The 22,011-nt window shown below is 36.2% G+C and carries 11 protein-coding genes; 7 read left to right on the top strand and 4 right to left on the bottom strand.

What is annotated here, in order from left to right:
- Positions 1-22: 22 nt before the first annotated feature.
- From M0M44_RS18730 to M0M44_RS18715, 4 genes are all read left to right on the top strand, one after another.
- Positions 23-1,555, top strand: a complete 1,533-nt coding sequence (locus M0M44_RS18730; RefSeq protein WP_248727057.1) for a RagB/SusD family nutrient uptake outer membrane protein — start codon at positions 23-25, stop codon at positions 1,553-1,555.
- A 184-nt stretch (positions 1,556-1,739) separates the two neighbouring features.
- Positions 1,740-4,679 carry a discoidin domain-containing protein gene (locus tag M0M44_RS18725; protein ID WP_248727056.1) on the top strand — a complete coding sequence of 980 codons (2,940 nt, stop codon included), beginning with the start codon at positions 1,740-1,742 and terminating at the stop codon, positions 4,677-4,679.
- Positions 4,680-4,694: 15 nt separating this feature from the next.
- On the top strand, positions 4,695-7,034 hold the full coding sequence (locus M0M44_RS18720) for a glycoside hydrolase family 95 protein (protein WP_248727055.1): 2,340 nt from the start codon (positions 4,695-4,697) through the stop codon (positions 7,032-7,034).
- Between the two features lie 248 nt (positions 7,035-7,282).
- Positions 7,283-9,550: a GH92 family glycosyl hydrolase gene (locus M0M44_RS18715; protein ID WP_248727054.1), complete on the top strand. Its 2,268-nt coding sequence runs from the start codon at positions 7,283-7,285 to the stop codon at positions 9,548-9,550.
- 304 nt (positions 9,551-9,854) lie between these two features.
- Here the strand turns inward: M0M44_RS18715 and M0M44_RS18710 are convergent, their stop codons facing one another.
- From M0M44_RS18710 to M0M44_RS18700, 3 genes are all read right to left on the bottom strand, one after another.
- Positions 9,855-13,166, bottom strand: a complete 3,312-nt coding sequence (locus tag M0M44_RS18710; protein WP_248727053.1) for a DUF5107 domain-containing protein — start codon at positions 13,164-13,166, stop codon at positions 9,855-9,857.
- An 18-nt stretch (positions 13,167-13,184) separates the two neighbouring features.
- On the bottom strand, positions 13,185-14,594 hold the full coding sequence (locus M0M44_RS18705; protein WP_248727052.1) for a sugar porter family MFS transporter: 1,410 nt from the start codon (positions 14,592-14,594) through the stop codon (positions 13,185-13,187).
- A 127-nt stretch (positions 14,595-14,721) separates the two neighbouring features.
- Positions 14,722-15,630 carry an AraC family transcriptional regulator gene (locus tag M0M44_RS18700; RefSeq protein WP_248727051.1) on the bottom strand — a complete coding sequence of 303 codons (909 nt, stop codon included), beginning with the start codon at positions 15,628-15,630 and terminating at the stop codon, positions 14,722-14,724.
- Positions 15,631-15,767: 137 nt separating this feature from the next.
- Between M0M44_RS18700 and M0M44_RS18695 the strand changes: the two genes are divergently transcribed.
- The 3 genes from M0M44_RS18695 to katG all read left to right on the top strand — a co-directional run bounded on the left by M0M44_RS18695 (position 15,768) and on the right by katG (position 21,426).
- Complete coding sequence (locus M0M44_RS18695) at positions 15,768-16,811, top strand: aldose epimerase family protein (protein WP_248727050.1); 1,044 nt, start codon at positions 15,768-15,770, stop codon at positions 16,809-16,811.
- Positions 16,812-16,822: 11 nt separating this feature from the next.
- The gene (locus M0M44_RS18690; protein WP_248727049.1) at positions 16,823-18,754 is read left to right on the top strand and encodes a glycoside hydrolase family 97 protein; all 1,932 of its coding nucleotides are present in this window, start codon (positions 16,823-16,825) and stop codon (positions 18,752-18,754) included.
- Positions 18,755-19,152: 398 nt separating this feature from the next.
- A complete protein-coding gene (gene katG, locus M0M44_RS18685; RefSeq protein WP_275981819.1) occupies positions 19,153-21,426 on the top strand; it encodes a catalase/peroxidase HPI in 2,274 nt (757 codons plus the stop codon).
- 55 nt (positions 21,427-21,481) lie between these two features.
- On the opposite strand, the gene M0M44_RS18680 is transcribed toward katG, so the two are convergent.
- Positions 21,482-21,940, bottom strand: a complete 459-nt coding sequence (locus M0M44_RS18680) for an RNA methyltransferase (RefSeq protein WP_248727048.1) — start codon at positions 21,938-21,940, stop codon at positions 21,482-21,484.
- Positions 21,941-22,011 lie beyond the last annotated feature (71 nt).

Here is a 22,011-nt window from a genome sequence, read left to right as displayed (position 1 = left end):
ATTAATTTTAAAAATTATTTTTATGAAAGCAAAAATTATAGCCTTTATGGCTCTAGCTATATTATCAGGATCCTGCTCTTCAGATTTTTTGGATGAAGAGCCTAAAAGTTCACTTACTGCAGCCCAAGCATATGGCAGTTTAGGTAAAATTGAGCCTGTTCTCTTGGGTGCTATAACCAATTGGAGAAATATGCAAAAAGACCGCGCAGGACTTTATACTTCTCTTGGTACAGACGAAGCACAACAAGGAGCTTTGCAGGTAACTGGCGATGCAAACCAAGCAGGACTTGATTTATACAATGGTTTTCTAAGTCAGGAAAATCAGGCAATTGGACAATTATGGAATGACAGATGGCCAGTAATTGAAGTGGCCGCACAATCTATTAGAGCGTTAGGCACCAATACCGAAGATGATAGTGCAAAACGTGATCTTTTAATGGGAGAAGCTAGTTTTTTAAGAGCAACATTAATGTTTGAGCTTACACAATATTGGGGAGAAATACCGATTAATGATAAAGCAAAAACGGCAGAATTTGGTTTAAAACGTCAGCCTTTAGATTTAGTTTATTCTTATATAGTGGCGGATCTAGAAAGAGCAGTTGAAAAACTTCCTGTAACACAGAGCAATCCTGCATTTCCTGCAAAAGGTGTGGCTCAAGCACTTTTAGGAAAAGTATATCTATATGCTCCCGAAGCATCAGGATACCGTGATTATAATAAAGCAAAACAATGGTTTGAAGAAGTTATTAAATCTGGAAAGTATAGTTTGTTGCCTAATTACGCAGATGTTTTTAGTCCGGATCATGCAAATTCTTCAGAATCTTTATACGAATGGCAGTACAATAATAACTGGCCGGATAACAACCAGATACAATGGCAGACAGGTTCAAGAGTTTTAGCAAATATGGATCAATATGCTTATTTTGGAGGTTACGACCTTATTCTTCCTACTCAATATTGTTATAAAGATAAAACTGATGGAGGATTATGGGAAGCTGGAGATGTGCGTAAAGCGGCAAGCATTCGTTATGATTTTACTTATAAAGGAGTTACTCCAACACTTCCTGCTGGTTTTGGTGGCGATGAGTTGGATCCGCACATTAAAAAATTTGAAGATATTCGTGTAGATGGAAAACAATCATTTTGGAATTCAGGAAAGAACAAAGCCTATATCAGATATTCTGATGTATTGCTTAACTACGCAGAATGTTTAAATGAATTAGGAAGCACAACAGAAGCAGAAGGATATGTAAATCAAGTTCGTACAAGAGCTTTTGGAGGAACATTACCTGATGCAATGAAGTGGAGCGGACTTTCTCAAACTCAGTTTAGAGATCAAATCCTTGATGAGCGTATGCGTGAATTGACTTTTGAAGGCTGGAGAAGAATGGATCTTATTCGTACAGGAAAATTGGTAGAATTAGTTGGTGCTCGTAATAAATGGGCAAAACAAAACGGAACAATTGCAGCGTTTCACAACCGTTATCCTATTCCTATCGGAGAGATCAAACTGAATGACGAAATTGGTCCAGAGGATCAGAATCCTGGTTATTAATATTCTCATCATATAATTTTTTATTTTTTTGGTTCGTGTGGTCCGGTTAATGCCACATTTTGATTTGTAATGCCATTTTGGGTATAGGTGTAGTAACAGTACTGAGCTTTTCTGTTAAAACTGAGCCCAAAATGGCATTCTTATTTTTTATAATTAGCAACTTTTTAATCATTCAAATAACAGTATGAAATTCTATACTTATCAGGTTTATATCTATTTATTTGTTTTAAATGCCTTATCATTCAATTTTTATTCCCAGAATAAAGTCAGCCTTAACTCTTCTGATATTGTTTGGAAACTCAAACCGCAAGCAGAATTAGGAAAAGATAGCCTTAAAATGTTTACGCCTAATTACGCCGATACCAACTGGGTTAAAGCAGTAGTTCCAGGTACAATTTTCAATTCTTATGTCGTAAGCGGATTAGAAAAAGATCCTAATTTTGGTGACAATATTTATCAGGTTGATAAAGCAAAGTATGACCGCAGCTTTTGGTATCGTTCAGAATTTAGTGTTCCGGAAAATTTTACAAAAGAAATCATCTGGCTGAATTTTGAAGGAATTAATCGCGAAGGAGATATTTACCTTAACGGAAAAAAACTGGCCACCTTAAGTGGTATGATGCAGCGTGGTAAATTTGATATCAGCAAATTGGTAAATCGAAAAGGGAAAAACGTTTTGGCAATTTTGGTAAGTATTCCAAAAACACCTTTAAACAATTACGGAAGCCCAACTTATATTTCAAGTGCAGGCTGGGATTGGATGCCATACGTTCCGGGATTAAACTCCGGAATTACAGATGATGTTTTCTTAAGCAATACAGACAAAATTACAATTGAAGATCCTTGGATTCATACAAATCTGCCGTCTAATGCACGTGCAGATCTGGAAGTAAAAGTAGACCTTAAAAACTCATCAGCACAAAGTCAAGAAGGAGTTCTTACAGGAGTAATTATGCCTGGAAATATTACTTTTTCTAAAAAAATAAGTTTAGACGCAGATGGAATTACAAGCGTAAAATTAAGCAAGGAACAGTTTCCGGAATTATCTATTCAAAACCCTAAGTTATGGTGGCCAAATGGTTACGGAGATCCCAATTTATATACCTGTCAGTTTGCTTTTAAAATTGGTGGCGTAGTTTCAGATGCGCAAAAAATAACCTTCGGAATTAAAAAATATACCTACGATACAGAAGGCGGCGTTTTGCATATTTCTATTAATGGAAAACGTGTTTTCTTAAAAGGAGGAAACTGGGGAATGAGCGAATATATGCTTCGATGCAGAGGTGAAGAATATGATCTAAAAGTGAAACTTCACAAAGAAATGAATTATAATATCATTCGCAACTGGTTAGGTTCAACGACAGATGCTGAATTTTACGAAGCCTGCGATAAATACGGTATCATGGTTTGGGATGATTTTTGGCTGAATGCAAATCCGAACCTGCCATTGGATATTCATGTTTTTAACAGCAACGTAATCGAGAAAATAAAAAGAGTACGAAATCATGCCAGTATCGCTATTTGGTGCGGTAATAACGAAGGTTTGCCACAGCCTCCGCTTAATGGCTGGATTGCCGAAAACATCAAAACTTTTGATAACAACGACCGATATTACCAGCCTTGCTCCAATACAGGAAACCTAAGCGGCAGCGGACTTTGGGGCAATAAAGATCCAAGGTTTTACTTTACTAAATATCCTGCAGCTTATGTGGGCACAGGCGATGGTCCAAGCTGGGGATTGAGAAGCGAAATTGGTACAGCCGTTTTTCCAAATATCGAAAGTTTCAAAAAATTTATTCCGGAAAAAGACTGGTGGCCAAGAAACGATATGTGGGACAAACATTTCTTTGGGCAAAAAGCCTTTAATGCTTCTCCCGATAATTATGACAATAGCATAAATGAACGTTACGGAAAACCAAATAATCTGGAAGAATACACAACAAAAGCCCAGTTATTAAATATCGAAACCAACAAAGCCATGTACGAAGGCTGGTTAGATCACATGTGGGAAGATGCTTCAGGTATCATGATCTGGATGAGCCAATCCTCATATCCAAGTATGGTGTGGCAGACTTATGACTATTATTATGATCTAACAGGAGCATATTGGGGCGTAAAATCGGCCTGTGAACCGATGCACATTCAATGGAATTCGGTTAATAATTCAGTTAAAGTAATCAATACTACCGGAACCGATTATAAGAACCTGAATGCCGAAGCAGAAGTTTATAATATGGATGGAAAATCGGTTGCTAAATTCAGACAAAATGCAACTATAGATTCTTATTCAAATACAGCGACAGAGAGTTTTGTGATTCCGTTTTATTCGAATCAGAAAGATCTGGCTTTCCAGAAAAATGTTACGGCTTCCTCAACAGATGGAGGAAATGTAAAACAAGTGACAGACGGAGATTCAAACAGCCGTTGGGCAAGTAATGCAACAGACAACGAATGGATTTATGTAGATCTTGAAAACGAATATACCGTAAACCGAGTAGTGCTGAACTGGGAAAACGCATACGGAAAAGAATATAAAATTCAGGTAAGTACCGATGCCAAAAACTGGACTGATGCAAGTATTATAAAAGAAGGAAAACAAGGAATTGAAACCATTTCTTTTGACGAAATAAAAGCACGTTATGTCCGAATGCTAGGAATTAAACGTGGTTCAGGTTGGGGATATTCACTTTATGATTTCAAAGTTTTTGGTGCCGATGCCAATACATCAGATTTGAGCCCGGTACATTTTATCAGATTAAAATTGAAAGATGCGCAGAACAAATTAGTAAGTGAAAATTTTTATTGGAGAGGAATCAACATGAAAGATTTTACAGAACTGAATAAACTGCCAAAAGCAAACGTAAATGTATCCAGCAAAGTGGTAAAACAAAATGGAAAATATATTATAAAATCAAAAGTTTCAAGTCCGTCAGGAATTGCTTTTGGAATTCACATACAAGCACTGAATGATAAAAGCGGAGCTCAGATTCTGCCAGCAATTGTAAGTGACAGCTATTTTACTTTATTAAAAGGAGAAAGCAAAGAAGTGACCATAGAATTTGACGAAACACTTTTGAAAAACGGAGAAAAACCAGTTGTAAAAGCTGTTCCCTACAATAAATAATCAAAAACAATAATCATGAATATCAAAAAATTTAAAGCACTGCTTTTTATAGTATTGCCCTTATTAGGCTATTCGCAAACTAATCCGTTGGAGTTATGGTATACCAAACCAGCATCTCAATGGGAAGAAACGCTTCCATTAGGAAATGGTAGATTAGGAATTATGCCTGACGGAGGAGTTGCAACCGAAAAATTAGTTTTAAACGAAATTACCTTATGGAGTGGTTCTGCGCAAGACGCAAACAATTATAAAGCGTACAGTTTTTTACCTCAAATTAGAGAATTACTATTAGCCAATAAAAACAAAGAAGCCCAAAAATTAATCGACGATCATTTTATCTGCACAGGAGCAGGTTCTGGTAGTGGAAACGGAGCTGATGTGCCATTTGGAGCGTATCAGGTTTTGGGAGATCTGACGCTGAAATTTGATTATAAAACCCAATCGCAAGCTGTAAATTACAGCAGAAATCTGGACATACAAACCGCAGTTGCCTCAACTCAGTTTACTATTGACGGTGTAACGTACAAGCGTGAATATTTTACTGGTTTTGGCGACGATGCAGGTTTTATAAAACTTACTTCAAGTAAAAAAGGAAAGCTGAATTTTACTGTTCAATTAAATCGTCCGGAGCGTTTTAAAACGGTAAACGGCAGTGATAATTCGCTTGTAATGTCAGGGCAGCTAAACAACGGAACTGACGGAAAAGGAATGAAATATGAAGCTAAAGTAAAAGCACAGTTGATAGACGGAAACGCTGTATATGCCAATAATGCAATTGAAGTAAAAAATGCAACAGAAGTAGTATTATTCATCTCTGCCGGAACGGATTATAAAGACAAAAACTTCGAATCGACTGTAGATAAAATTCTGGATGTAGCGATGCAGAAGAAATATCAGGATCAGAAGAAAAAACATATCGAAAACTACCAAAAGTTATTCAATCGTGTAGCGTTGAATTTCGGAAAAACACCAAAGAAAACCTTGCCTACAAATGAGCGTTTAGATGCTTATATAAAAGAGCCAGATTCAGATACAGGACTTCCTGTTTTATTTTACCAATTTGGCCGTTATTTAAGCATTAGCAGCACCAGAGTAGGATTGTTACCGCCAAACTTGCAAGGATTATGGGCAAATAACGTACAAACACCATGGAATTCAGATTATCATTTGGATGTAAATGTGCAGATGAATCACTGGGCATTAGAAACAGCCAATTTATCAGAATTAAATCTGCCGTTAAAAGATTTGACTAAATCTTTGGTTCCTAACGGAGAAAAAACCGCTAAAGCGTATTACAATGCCGATGGCTGGGTAGCGCACGTAATTACCAATGTTTGGGGTTTTACAGAGCCAGGCGAAAGTGCTTCTTGGGGAATCACAAAATCTGGTTCAGGATGGTTGTGCAACAATTTATGGAGCCATTATTTGTATACAAACGATCAAGCTTATTTAGCTGAAATTTATCCAATTTTAAAAGGTGCAGCTCAGTTTTACAAAAGCATGTTAGTAAAAGATCCTGAAACAGGCTGGCTGGTAACATCGCCATCTGTATCGCCAGAGAATTCATTTTTGCTGCCAAATGGAGATGCATCACATGTTTGTATGGGGCCTACAATCGACAATCAGATTATACGCGAATTATTCAATAATGTTATCATAGCGTCTAAAAAACTAGGATTAGACAATGATTTAAGTATTGAATTAGACAAACAATTAAAATTATTACCGCCTCCCGGAGTTGTAAGCCCTGACGGAAGAATCATGGAATGGTTGAAAGATTATAAAGAAGAAGACCCTCAACACCGCCACATTTCTCATTTATATGGTTTATACCCAGGATCTTTGATTACTCCTGAAAACAAACCAGAACTGGTTGACGCAATTAAAAAAACGCTTGAAGTAAGAGGAGATGATGGAACAAGCTGGTCAATTGCATACAAAATGCTGTTTTGGGCTCGTTTAAAAGATGGAAACAGAGCTTACAAATTATTTAAAACAATACTAAGACAAACACATGATACCAATATTAATTATGGTCCTGGTGGTGGTGTGTATGCAAACTTACTTTCTGCAGGGCCACCATTTCAAATTGATGGAAACTTTGGTGCAGCAGCAGGAATTGGAGAAATGTTAGTTCAAAGTCATGCCGGATTTATCGAATTACTCCCTGCAATGCCAGATGTTTGGTTAACAGAAGGTGAAGTAAAAGGGCTTAAAGCCGAAGGAAATTTCACCATAAACATCAAATGGGAAAAAGGTAAAGTAACAAAGTATGAAGTTTTATCTTCGGTACCAACTAAAGTAAAAGTGAAAGTAAATGGAGAATTGAAAGAAATCACATCTTCTAAATTATAGAGCACAATTCCTGCAATCCCCGAGCTTCGGGATTGCATGATTGAGAAATATCGATAAAGAAATTAACTCAAAATTAGAATTGCCTCCAGCTTTAGCTGGAGGTAACTGATATTAGATTGAATATGGCTTTAGCCGAAATCTTAGCGTATTTCGGCTAAAGCCTATTTTATATTCGACTCTTTGAACCCCAGCTAAAGCAGGAGGCTATTTAAAAAATAAAAAAACATTATTTCATTAAATTCTGTACAATGAAAATAAATAAAATAATACTCGTTGCGACCTTACTAACTTCCATGATTCTTGGAGCACAGACTTCTGATAAAATCACTTTACACGTAAACCCGTTTATAGGTACAGGAGCAGCACACGGGTCACCGCTTTCGGGTAATAATTATCCAGGAGCAACGGTTCCGTTTGGAATGGTGCAGTTAAGTCCAGATACACGAAGCACACCAGATTGGAGCGTTGCGAGCGGCTATAATTACAACGATACCACTATTGCAGGTTTTAGTCACACGCATTTAAGCGGAACTGGAGTAGCCGAATTATTTGACGTTTTGCTGATGCCGTTTAGTGGCTCAATAGTCAAAGAAGAAGCAGGGCAAAATGCCTATCAATCCAAATTTTCTCATGAGAAAGAATCAGCTAAACCGGGATATTATAGCGTCGAACTTTTAGATTATCAAATAAAAGCCGAATTAACAGCAACAACTCATGCGGGTTTTCACAAATACAGTTTTCCTAAAAATAAAGAAGCCCATATTATAATCGATTTAGATCATTCGATGAAAAAATCTGATTGGAATACACGTATCATTGCCTCGCAATTGTCATTTCCCAACGATCATACAATTGAAGGATATCGTGTTATTACAGGCTGGGCGCCAATGAGAAAAGTCTATTTCCACGCCGAATTTTCGCAACCAATTATTCGAAATCATATCACAGATGGAGGCAATGTTTACGATAATGCGAAAGTGGTTAATGGCAATGCCATTCGTGCCATATTAGATTTTGATATTTCAAAACAACAGGAAGTTTTAGTAAAAGTGGGAATCTCTGCAACCAGTATCGAAAATGCACGTTTGAATGTACAAACCGAAATTCCTGCTTGGGATTTTAACGGAACTGTAAATACTGCGGATGCTGTTTGGGAAAAAGAACTCAGCAAAATAAAAATCGAAGGTAAAGCAGAACAAAAACAGATTTTTTACACGGCTTTGTATCATACATTCATTCAGCCAAACACATTATCAGATGTGAGCGGAGATTACCCAGCAGCTGATTTTACGGTGAGAAATTCATCCAAACCGTATTATTCGACATTCTCTTTGTGGGATACTTATCGTGGCGCGCATCCTTTGTATACTATTTTGCAGCCAGAGCGTTCTGCTGATTTTGTGAATAGTATGCTGGCGTATTACAAAGTCTTTGGCTATTTGCCAATCTGGCAATTATGGGGACAGGAAAATTACTGTATGATAGGCAATCACGCCATTCCTGTTATTGTAGATGCCGTACTGAAAAAAATCCCAGGAATCGATGCCGAAGAAGCATTTGAAGCCATAAAGAATTCAGCAATGCGTGAACATCCAGGTTCGCCATTTGGCATTTGGGAAAAATACGGATACATTCCCGAAAATTTAAAATCTCAGTCGGTTTCATTGACTTTAGAAATGGCTTATGATGATTGGTGCGTGGCAGAATTAGCTAAGAAATTGATTAAGATTGACGATTACAATCATTTTACAAAACGTTCTCAGTTTTATAAAAACCTTTACGATAAAGAAATAAGTTTTTTCAGGGCAAAAGATGATAAAGGCAATTGGATTGGTCCATTCGATCCGTTAAAATACGGCGCAAACGGTGGATATCCTTTTACAGAAGGCAATGGCTGGCAGTACTTTTGGTATGTGCCGCAAGACGTAAAAGGGCTTATAAATTTAGTTGGAGGAGATAATGCCTTTACTAAAAAACTAGACACTTTTTTTACCTTAGAAGACAAACCAGAAGAAGTAAATGATAATGCTTCGGGTTTCATTGGCCAATACGCACATGGCAATGAGCCAAGTCATCATATTGCTTATTTGTACAACTACGCAGGTCAGCCGTGGAAAACCCAGCAATACGTATCGGAGATTTTAAAGAAAATGTATAATACGACTTCTTCAGGCTATTCCGGTAACGATGACTGCGGAGAACTTTCGGCCTGGTATATTTTTAGCGCTATGGGATTTTATCCTGTAAATCCATCAAGTAGCACTTATGTTATAGGTTCTCCAACTTTGAAAGAAGCTTCTATAGAGTTGAAAAACGGAAAGACTTTTAAAGTTATCGCCAAGAACGTTTCTGATAAAAATATTTATATCCAAAGTGCCAAATTGAATGGTAAATCATGTACAAAAACTTTTATTCGTCAAGCGGATATTGATGCTGGAGGAACTTTAGAGTTTATTATGGGACCAAAACCCAATAAGAAATGGGGAACGAAATTGGTGGATAGGCCGGTTAATTAAAAACGAATGCCTAACAGGTTTTTAAAACCTGTTAGGTCTAACTAATTCATCAAGTTTGTCATTTCGAGGAACGAGAAATCTTCATTGTCAGATCGACAAAGATTTGCATACTTTATCGAATTTCTTTGTAGAGTTACTTGTGAAGATTTTTTCGTTCCTCGAAATGACAAGATTGTAGAAATTACGTTGCTGAAAAAATAGCAATAATAAAAAAGGTTTGATGAAATTAATCATCAAACCTTTTTTCATTTCCATAGTCCTTAGAGGTTTAAAACTTTTAGGACTACATATTTAAACTACTAACTTAAATTGAAACTTCTTCATTTTTTAATAATGAAAGATGTATGGTAACTCCCGAATGGCTTTTCTCTTCAGAAAGAACACTTTTAAAAGTTTCCTCAGCTTCTGCTTTTTTATCTAGACCTAAAAGACCTAATCCTTTCATGTACAAGCAGTGAATTTTGTTTCGTTTGTCCAAGTCATCTTCCCAAATCATAAGATCTGGAAGTGAAACTGCAAAATAATCAATCGTAACCTGATCGTTTACATGTTTTTCTGCATAAGCAACGAACTTTTCGAAACGTTTATTAGCTTCTGAAATATTGTTCAATTTTAAGAAAGCCAATCCTTGATAGAAAATTTTATCCGGCTGCTGATCATTATAGAAAATTGCCGCTGTAGGTTCTTCTAGTCCCTGAGTGGCTTTCTGCCACCAGTTTTGAGCTTCTACCAGATTGTTTTTCTTTTCAAAAGCAACGCCAAGCCAATAATGAATATCATTTTCTTGTGCTCCAGGCAGTTTTCCTTCACCTAAATTTTCAGGATATATTTGTGCCTGTTCTAAAAGTGTTATGGCTTTGTCATAATTCCCTTCAGTAATGTGCTGTTTCGCTATTTCGGTTAAAGAAATAAGATATTGCCCGCTAACTTTCCCTTCTCCGCCTTCCCATGGGTGGAAAATTCTATTTTGTATTAAAGTCAGTGCTTTATCGTGTTTGCCTAATAGGTTGTATAAAGCCACTCTTTCCAAGTAAACGTCATCACGTTGAATCACCAATTCCAAATGTTTTTCTAAGAAAGCCAATCTGAAGACCAAATCTCTGTTCAAACGTTTGTACAACTGATCTAATTCCATTAAAATTCTAGAATCTTCTACATCTAAAGAAAACGCTTTTTCCAAACTAGCCAATGCTTTTTGTTCATCATTTAATTTATTGTAATAAGCCAATGATAAGTTACGATGTACGGTAGGGAAAGTGTCATCAATAGCAACCGATTTTTCCCAGCAGGAAATGGCGTCATCATAAAATTTAGAAGCATACCAAAAGTTTCCTAAATAATACAGCGCTTTGGCATCATTGGTTTGTTTCTGAATTACTTCAGAAAGTACTAAAGCGGCCTCAATCTGATTTGGAAAACAATAATCTGGTTTTTCCTGAGAAGCCATTTTAAAACATTTTTCGGCTTGACCGAAATCATTTAATTTTTCATAAAATGAACCTGCAAAATACCACGCCATAGGGTAGGTGTTTTCATCTTTCAGACCTTCACTTAATAGCGCAGCCGCTTCTTTATATAAACCAGCTGCATTGTAATCTAAGGCATATTCAATATAAGTGTGAATATTATTTCGAATTAAGGCATTAAAGTACGCTAGATCTTTTTTATCAGCACTTAAAATATACTTTTCGTATAGTAATCCAAAATTAAATGAATCGTTTTGTAAATAAAGGTTTGCAAGCTGAAGCGCTTTTTCTTTTTGATTTAATTTTCTAAGAAAAGCCACTTGTAAATGAAGCGCTTTATGATCTTCGGTGTTTTTAGAAATGGCTTTTTGAATGTGTTCCAATGCCAGTTCAAAATCACCATTTAAAGCATCAAGCTGTGCTACATAAAAATAACCTTGATTTTGCCAAGCCGCATTCCAAGTCGATTTGTAAAAAGCATCGTAAGCTTCTTTGTTTTTATTCTGATATTTAAGGCACAATCCCAGATTAAAATAAGCTTCACCATCATACGGATTTGGATTTCGCTGTGTCAAAGTTTTTATGGCAGCTCTAAAATACGGCTCGCTTTCTGCAAATTTAGCTCTTCGCATAAGCCATAATCCCATCGCATTGTTGGAACGGACATCGCCAGAATCACGTTTCAAGGCTTCTTCATAATACGGAATCGGACTGTAGGTAGCGTGTCTGTATTGTTCCAAATGCTGGGCAGTCAAGAATAATTGTTCGTTATTTTCGATGTCTTCTGGAGCGAGTGCAGGTTTTGCTGCTTCTGGAATTTCATCTTCGTTTTGCCCTTCGTAAACCCAGTCAACTAAAATTTTATCATCTGCATCAGTCACAGAAATTGATAATCCTTCTAAAGAAGCATTGTGGTCAAAATCAATTGTTTCTTCGAATGAATTGTACGGAGAAGCATCGTACTGTTTTTGGAATAAAACAATATTGTTGTTTTTTAAAGTAATCGTAGTCTTCGGATAAACTCCCGTTGTATAGGCTTTAATGACTAATTTGTTGTCAATGCTTTCTAGATTAACCATTGCATTTTTAGTAGCATTTTTTACAACTCCTAAATCGCGATACGGCATGAAATATTGCGTAAATTCCTTTTGCTCGCCCGGCATAATCCAAGTAAAATCGGGCTGATTATCGGTATAAACTCCACACATCAATTCGATATACGGGCCATCTTCATCAGTAAGGTTACGATCCCAAGCACGGCCGAAATCGCCATGTCCCCAAGTCCATTGTTTTTTTCCTGGAGAAACATGATGATTGGCTACGTGCAATAAACCGCCTTTTGAATCATTTTCGTAACCGCCCACAAAATTATATTTAGAGGCAATTGCCATATAAGATGTTGGAACGGGAATATTTTTATAACGAGAAATATCTGTTCCAGGCGAATAATCGACTTTGTAATACGTTCCTTTTGCAATTGGAAAAGACGAAACATCACGTTTACCGTGGTCAAAAACCGCATTTACATCTGGCGGAAAAACCGACTGATAATCATCATTTACCTTTACAGCAGGATTTGCCCACCATAAAAAAGTCTGAGGAAATGATGTTCGGTTGTACAATTGCGCTTTAATTTCAAGATAAGCCTTATCAGGATATAATCGGAAACCCGCCATACCCTTGGTTCTAAACATACGTTCTACTTCGCTGCACCAAACCGTTGCGCTACCGTCTTCATGTTCTTCTATTGTAAAATCAACAGGATCAAAAGTTGTTGGTCTGTGATGCTGTGGCCAGTTAAACTCAATTCCGCCCGAAATCCAAGGGCCCGTAAGTCCAACTAATGCTGGTTTTACCACCTGATTGTAATACACAAAATGACGTTCTTTGGTTTTATCATAAGCCATATGAACACGTCCGCCAAGTTCTGGCAGGATCATTATTTTGACAAACTCATTTTCAAGATAAACGGCTTGGTATTCTTTGTTGGTTTTTTCGTCAGCGATTTTTTCAATAACCGGATAAGGATACACAGATCCGTTACTTCCCTGATACACTCTTTTCTCAATAAATACAGGATTTTTTTCAGGTTTGCCCACCTCATAAGTTGGCAGGATTATTTTTTCCTTCCAAACATTTACTTTTTGCATGATGTAATGAAATTTAAATTATTGAATATTCTTTGATTCTTTATCAGAAACCATTAGTTTTTCAATCTCTTCAAGACTTTTGTTCTTGGTTTCAGGAAGTTTTTTGAATACAAACAAAAATCCTAAGGCACAGATAATTCCGTAAATCCAGAAAGTTCCAGATGTGCCTAAGTATTCGTTGAAGATCGGAAATGTTTGTACCAACAGTGCAGATGCAATCCAGAGTGCAAATGTGGCAACAGACATCGCAACACCTCTGATTCGGTTAGGGAAAATTTCAGATAGAATTACCCATGTAATAGGAGCAAGGGACATGGCATAAATAGCAATTGCTAATAATACCAATAATAATAAAGGGAAACCGGTAACATTGGTATAGTAAAAATAACCCAATAAAGCATAGATTATGGCAAGTGCGCCTGAACCAAAAAGCATTAGTTTTTTTCGGCCAACTTTGTCTACAGTTCCCATTGCAACCAATGTAAAGATAAGATTGATGCTTCCTGTGATAACGATATTCATAAACAAATCATTGATACTATAACCTGCTGAAACAAAGATTTCCTGAGCATAGTTAAAAATGATATTTATACCGCACCATTGCTGGAAAGCAGCCAATACAATTCCGATTACAAGAATGGGTAAGGCTTTTTTGTCAAACAGCATTTTGAAGTCGGTTTTTTCTATTTCTTCAGTAAAAGTTTCTTTAATTGTGGCAATTGCTTCTTTTCCGTAAGCCAGTCCGCCAATTTTGGTTAAAGTATTTTCGGCCTTGTCATGACTTCCTTTTTTAGCCAGATATCGTGGACTTTCAGGAATCAAAAACATTAATACAAAGAAAAGCACTGCTGGAAAAAATCCTGCCCAAAACATCCATCTCCAGCCTGTTTGGCCATTCCAAGAAGCTAAAATCTGTGCAGGTGAATAATCTGGCGGAATAATATCGGTAATCAGCATATTGGTAATCTGTGCCGCAAGAATTCCAATAACAACTGTAAGCTGATTGATCGAAACAAATAATCCTCGAGTTTCCTGAGGGGCAATTTCTGCAATATATAAAGGAGAAATCGTGGAGGCAATTCCGATTCCGACCCCGCCAATAATACGCCAGATGATAAATACAGTAAAAGTTTCAGATGCTCCTGTTCCAAGAGCGCATAAGGAGAATAATACGGCAGCAACGATTAGAATAGGACGCCTTCCATAGCTGTCTGCTAATTTTCCTGCTACGGCTGCTCCCGCAACGCAGCCTACAAGCGCACTGCTCATTGCCCAGCCTTGTAATGCTGGAGAATTTGTAATGCCGAAATAAAGTTCATAAAATGGTTTTGCACCGCCGATTACAACCCAGTCGTAACCAAAGAGTAATCCACCCAATGCCGCAACAAGGCTGATTGATAGTAAAAAGGTATAATTATAGTTTTTCATAAAAAGGTTTTATAGCTTTTGTAAAATTAGCGGAATCGGAACCTTTGATTTATGGATATTTTTTTTGAATAGATGGATTATAATCTGATTTTTTGATACTATGTTTTAAAATACGAAAACAATTGCGTTACTGCTTGTATTCGGTGCGGTATTGTATAGGTGAAGTACTCATTACTTTTTTGAACAAACGAGAGAAATACAAAGGATCATTAAAACCTAAATTAAAACTGATTTCTTTTATGCTCATTGTAGTAAAACTAAGATATTGGCAGGCCTTCTGCATTTTTAGATAATTGAAATAATGTATAGGAGAGTAGCCTGTCTGTTTCTTGAATAAGGTAAAAAAATGCGAAGGAGAATAATTAAAATAGGCTGCTACATCATTAATTTTTAAGGAAAGATCCAGATGTTTTTTCATGTAGTCAATGGCCGATTCAATAGTATTATCCTCTGAAAATTTTCGGTTCTTTTGAATGAAGAATTTTTCATACAGAAAAGTGTTTAATAACTGCCATAACGAAAGATTGGCAAATTCGAGATTGCTGGCGCTGTAACCATCTTCCATAACATCGAGAATGTTTTCAAAAAGTTCAATGCGTCTTTCTTCAAGTGATAACTGAGGAGCATTATCAGGATGTTCAGCAATGAATTTATCATAGAAAAAAGGTGCTTGCGTTCCTGTAAAATGAATCCAGTAAATACTCCATGGGTTTTGTTTTAAAGCATAATAATCATGTGCAACTTCAGGAGGTATTATATAAAAGGTATTGGCTTTTAAAGTTATTATTTTATTTTCTCGACTAATGATGCCTTCTCCTTTATAACAATAAATTAAAATATATTGCTTGCTGCCATGTTTTCGTTTCATGGAGTGATGGGTTGCATTGGGAAAAACGCCAATATCGGTAAAATACAAACCAGCTATCAACGGATTCTTCTTGATGATTGAAAGTATATTTTTTGGAATTACAATCATTCGCTGTCCTAAAAAACCTTCCTTAACTTTTGTTTTTTCTTTTTGTGCTGCATTTTTCATAATCCAGATTGTATTTTTTCAAATATCGTAATTTAATCCATGCTTTCACAAAAAATGTCCATTTTGAGAACAATAATCAAAACTAAATTTGAAATTCTATACTAACGATGCTTATTTTAATCTTTTTGTAAAACTATATGAATCCCTCAAATGATATTGTTTGTGAGTCTTTTGGCTGGCACGGTGAAAAAGAAATTTTCAAATTTCGAATCACAAATGCTTACGGTAATTCTGTCGAACTCCTTAATTATGGAGCCATAGTAAAATCCATAGTGGTGCCAGATGCTGCAGGAAACAAAGAAAATGTGGTTTTAGGATTCCCTACCTTAGAAGGTTACCTAAAAGATCAGTCTTATATAGGTGCAACGGTTGGGCGTTTTGCAAACAGAATTCATAATGCGGCATTTTCTATCGAAAATAAAACCTATCATCTCGATAAAAACGATGGTAAAAACAATAATCATAGTGGTTCGGCTGGGGTTAATAACAAAGTGTTTGATTTTATTGTAGAAGACGATGCCGTAATTTTTATTCTTGAAAGTAAAAATGGAGAAGGTGGCTTCCCTGGAAATTTAAAGACGAAAGTGACCTATAAATGGACAGATGAAAACGAACTCAAAATCGATTTTTTGGCGGAAGCTGATGAAGCAACTCCGTTAAATTTTACTAATCATTCTTATTTTAATTTATCGGCCTGTAAAGAAAAAATACACGATCATCAGCTTACCATTCAGGGATCTAAAATTCTGGAAAGTACTGCCGATTATATTCCGACAGGGAAAATTATACTTGCCGATGAATATTTGTTTTTGAAGGATAAACTAAATGACATAATGCGAAACAACGGCATTAATCTCTATTATATTTTTGATAGAAATAGTGAAAATGAAAGTGCTGTCTGCGAGTTGTATGATGAAAAATCTGGAAGGATAATGCTTGTTTATACTTCTTATCCAGGAGTGCAATTATATACTGGAGATTATCTAAACTGTGATATTGTCGGAGAACATGAGAAATTATACAGCTCTTTTGACGGACTCTGTTTAGAATGCCAATATTATCCTGATAGTCCGAATCATGAACATTTTCCGAATACAATATTCCGATCAGGACAGGTTTACAATGAAACTATTACGTATGCTTTTGACATAGCAGCCAACAAATTGAACTATCACCTCTAATAATTATATAAATGAAAAAAATGTTTCTTAACCGATCTTTAACCGTGCTGATACCCGCCGTATTCTTGATGCTGACAAGCTGTGTGGCACAAAATGAAGAACTTTCTCTTAAGTCTAAGGACAATCTAAATAAGATTACACTGTCTTTAACCCAAGATGGAAAATTGTCTTATAAAGTTACCCGCAAAGACCAAGTGATAATTTTGGATTCTCCACTAGGATTAAATTTTGAAAATAACGATTTTACCTCTGGACTATCAGTTGTAAAAGTTTCATCAATTGAAGAAAAACGTGAAAAATATGAGCTTAAAGTAGCCAATAACAAAGTTGCAGATCATATTTTTAAAAGTAAAAGCATCACATTCAAGAATAGCAAAGGTGCTTTAATGACAATAGATTTAATTGCAGGTCAAGAAGGAGTTGCTTTTAGATATAAGTTTACAGAGCAGGAAAAACAAACCAGAGTGCTTAAAAATGAATTGACTGGTTTTCATATAGCTCCAAATGCAAAAGGATGGTTACAGCCTTATAACAAAGCTGGAGATTATACTCCAGGGTATGAGGATTTTTATATTAATGTAAAACCTGGAGATCCAATAAACGGTGCAAGAGGTGAATCTATTGGTTGGTGTATGCCAGCACTTTTTAATGTAAATGAGGCTAAAAACTGGGTTTTAATTGCAGAATCAGGAACAGATGGTGCGTTTCCGGGCTGTCATTTAGACCCAGATTCTAAGGATGGGATTTACAGAATTGCTTTTGCTAAAAATGACGAAAAATATACTTTGCCTTTACCAGATAAAGGAAATGCTTTTCCAGAGTCAAACTTGCCTTGGATAATGCCATGGAGAGTGATTATGATTGGAGATAAAGCAGGAGATATATTATTGTCTACCATGATTACCGATTTGGCTCCAGCTTCTAAAATCGAAGATACTTCATGGATTATACCAGGAAAAGCAGCTTGGTCGTGGTGGTCACATCCTGAAGATTTTACCCCTGAAATGTATAAAAAGTTTACAGACGTTTCTGCGTCATTTGGTTTTAGATACACTCTTTTTGATGCAGGTTGGGAAAAAGCCAATAAAGAAGGGAAGATTATTGACCATGCTTTATCAAAGGGAGTTCAACCATTAGTTTGGGGGTATTCGGCTGAATATTTTGATGCTGAAAAAAGAAAGAAAAGATTTAAGGAGCTTGCAGAAATGGGGGTAAAAGGTGTTAAAATTGATTTTTGGTGTTCTGACAGGCAAGAAGTTATGGCTGCTTTACAAGGCGTTTTTGAAGATGCAGCAAAAGAACATTTGTTAGTGAACTTGCATGGAACAACAGTTCCGAGAGGCTGGCACAGAACATGGCCAAATTTTGTAACAGCAGAAGCTATTTTAGGAACAGAAAGTTATTTCTACGAACCAAGATTTCCAGAAAAAGCAGCAGAACAAAATACAGTTTTACCTTTTACAAGAAATGTAGCGGGTCCAGCAGATTATACACCGTTTGCTTTGACTTTTAGAAAATACAAACGTGTAAACACTTCCGTTCATGAATTAGCAATGGCTATGATTTACACATCTGGAATTATTCATTTTGCAGATTCTGAAGAAGTTTTTAATTCATTGCCAAATGAACTTAAGATTTTAATAAAAGAAATGCCTGCAACTTGGGATAAAACCGAAGCTGTTGTAGCAGATCCTGGCAAATCAATTGTGCTGTCTCGTAAAAAAGATAACCTTTCTTATATTATAGGAATAAACGGAACTAATTCGTCTTTGCCCGTTTCAATTGATTTGGCTAAATATGGAAAAGGTTATTCGAAATTCAAAATCATTACTGAAGGTAAAGATCCGTTAATGGATTTTAAAGTAGAAACTTTTCCAATAACTGCTAACAGGCAATATAATGTTGCTCCTAAAGGAGGTTTTATTATTGAGTTTATAAAGTAAGTGTTAATACTAAGTTGAATTAAAAAAGGGTGTTTAAATTTTTAAACACCCTTTTTTATTGAATGGTTTTAAAAAAGATTAAGCTTTTCTCTGACTCTAATAGTCAATAGAATTGAAAACTAGCAAGAAATAAAGATATAATAGAGAAGCAATTAAATGTTTATGACGATAAAAAGATTCTTTTTGCTAAATTTATAGAAGCAAAATTTAAAATTATAAGAGTATTGTTGTCTTTCAAAAACAATGTTTTTATATAATTAGAAGTATTATAAGGAATTAGAATCATTAAAATAATTGTGTATAGATTTTGTCTATTCTCTAAGAATTATTTATGATTCACAGTCAGAATTTTCTTTTTCATTAGTTTGTAATTTAGTCAAAAATAAAATTTTTCAACTATGGACAATCAATCAAATGACATTACCAAATGCCCTTTTCATAATGGGAGCATGGATAAACAGGCAGCATCGGGAACTAAAAATCTTGACTGGTGGCCGAAACAGTTAAAGGTAAATATCCTAAGACAGAATTCGTTATTATCAAATCCGCTGGATAAGGATTTTAATTACGCAGAAGCTTTTAAAAGTCTCGATATTGAGGCATTAAAGAAAGATTTGCATGCTCTTATGACTGATTCTCAAGATTGGTGGCCTGCAGATTTTGGTCATTATGGAGGTCTTTTCATAAGAATGGCTTGGCATAGTGCAGGTACTTATAGAGTGCATGACGGACGAGGCGGAGCAGGAGCAGGACAGCAGCGATTTGCGCCTCTTAATAGCTGGCCAGATAACGTAAGTCTTGATAAAGCGAGAAGATTGCTTTGGCCCATAAAACAAAAATATGGACAAAAGATTTCATGGGCAGATTTGTTGATTCTAACAGGGAATGTGGCTTTAGAATCAATGGGTTTTAAAACATTTGGTTTTGCAGGAGGACGTGCCGATGTTTGGGAAGCAGACGAATCTGTTTATTGGGGTTCTGAAACAACATGGTTAGGCGGTGACGAACGTTATAAAGACGGTTCTGAAGGTGTTCCAAAAGATCATGGAGTGGTATCATCTGATGATAATGCTGACGGAAATATCCATAGCAGAAATCTTGAAAAACCGCTTGCAGCAGTGCAAATGGGACTTATATATGTAAACCCTGAAGGACCTGATGGAAATCCGGATCCGATTGCGGCTGCTAGAGATATTAGAGACACTTTCGGACGTATGGCAATGAATGATGAAGAAACGGTAGCCTTAATAGCGGGTGGACACACTTTTGGTAAAACGCACGGTGCTGCGTCATCAGATCATGTGGGAGCTGAACCAGAAGCAGCTGGTTTAGAATTACAAGGATTAGGATGGCAAAACAGTTTTGGCTCAGGAAAAGGTGGAGATGCTATTACAAGCGGACTTGAAGTGACTTGGACAAAAACACCAACGCAATGGAGCAATAACTTTTTTGAGAATTTATTTGGTTTTGAATGGGAACTTTCAAAAAGTCCTGCAGGAGCACATCAATGGGTAGCAAAAAATGCGGAAGCAATTATTCCAGATGCTTTTGATGCTAATAAAAAACACTTGCCAACGATGCTGACTACAGATTTATCTTTGAGATTAGATCCTGCTTATGAGAAAATATCACGTCGTTTTCTGGAAAATCCAGATGAGTTTGCAGATGCTTTTGCTCGTGCATGGTTTAAATTGACGCATCGTGACATGGGGCCTCGTGCTCTTTATCTTGGATCTGAAGTGCCTACAGAAGAACTGCTTTGGCAGGATCCTATTCCAGAAGTAAATCATACTTTAATAAATGACCAAGATATAGAACAGCTTAAAGAAAAAGTCTTAAATTCAGGATTAAGCGTGTCTCAATTGGTTGCTACAGCTTGGGCTTCGGCTTCTACTTTTAGAGGGTCAGATAAACGTGGTGGAGCAAACGGTGGACGTATACGACTTGCGCCACAGAAAGATTGGGAAGTAAATAATCCAGCTGCTCTTAAAGTTGTTTTAGATAAATTAGAAGGTATTCAAACAGAATTTAATGCTGCAAATGGTGATAAAAAAATTTCATTGTCTGATTTAATTGTTTTAGCTGGATCTGCAGCTGTTGAGAAAGCGGCTAAAGATGCAGGAGCATCAGCAAAAGTGCCTTTTTCGCCTGGACGTATGGATGCATCTGCAGAACAGACAGATGTTGAATCGTTTGGATTTTTAGAACCAAAATCTGATGGTTTTAGAAATTACAGAAAAACAAAATCGACTGTTTTAACAGAAGAACTTCTTATAGATAAAGCGAATTTACTAACTCTTACTGCACCAGAATTAACGGTTCTTTTAGGCGGACTTCGTGTTTTGGATATCAATGCAGACGGAAGTAAAAATGGTGTTTTTACCAATAGACCGGGTCAGTTGACAAATGATTTCTTTGTAAATTTATTGGACATGAATACACAATGGAAATCTGTTTCAAATGACAAAGAACTTTATACAGGAAATGACAGAAGTACTGGACAGCCAAAATGGATAGGAACACGTGCTGATCTTGTTTTTGGATCAAACTCAGAATTGAGAGCAATTGCAGAAGTTTATGCAGCAAGCGATGCTCACGAGAAATTTGTGAATGATTTTATCGCAGTTTGGATTAAAGTAATGAATCTAGATAGATTTGATTTAAGAAAATAATACTCGCATGTTAGAAAAAAAAGACGCCCATTACAGCGTCTTTTTTTATATGTTTTTAAGAACGTGGTTTAGACAAATTTCGATCATACATAACAATAGTTCCTGCAACAGCTACATTCAAACTTTTTTCTGATTTGAATTTTACTAAATGATGGCATTTTTCCATTACTTTTTTAGACAAACCATGATCTTCTGCGCCCAATACATAAACGCAACGCCTTGGATGCTCAAAGGTTTCTAAATCAGAAGCTTTTTCAGATAGTTCAACACCAACCAATCTTGCTCCTTTTGGTAAGTTTTCAAAAAAAGCTTCAAAAGTATCGTAATGAAAATACGGAATCGCCTTTACCGCATCATGCGTATCACACGCTTGTTTAGCATATCGATTGCCGATTGTAAATATAAAAGTGGCACCTAAGTTTTGAGCCGATCGCCACAAAACACCTAAGTTTTCTGGTGTTTTACCATTTTGTATTCCGATACCAAAGTATTCATTTATAAAATTATCATTCATACCGCAAAAGTACAAACTGTCTGTAGATAAATCAATTTTTTGTTGATGAAGAGGAAAGTCTTTGTAAACTA

This window comes from Flavobacterium humidisoli (assembly GCF_023272795.1).
Taxonomy (GTDB): domain Bacteria; phylum Bacteroidota; class Bacteroidia; order Flavobacteriales; family Flavobacteriaceae; genus Flavobacterium; species Flavobacterium humidisoli.
Note: the sequence above shows the minus strand (reverse complement) of the source record. Positions and strands in the feature narration are given on the sequence as shown.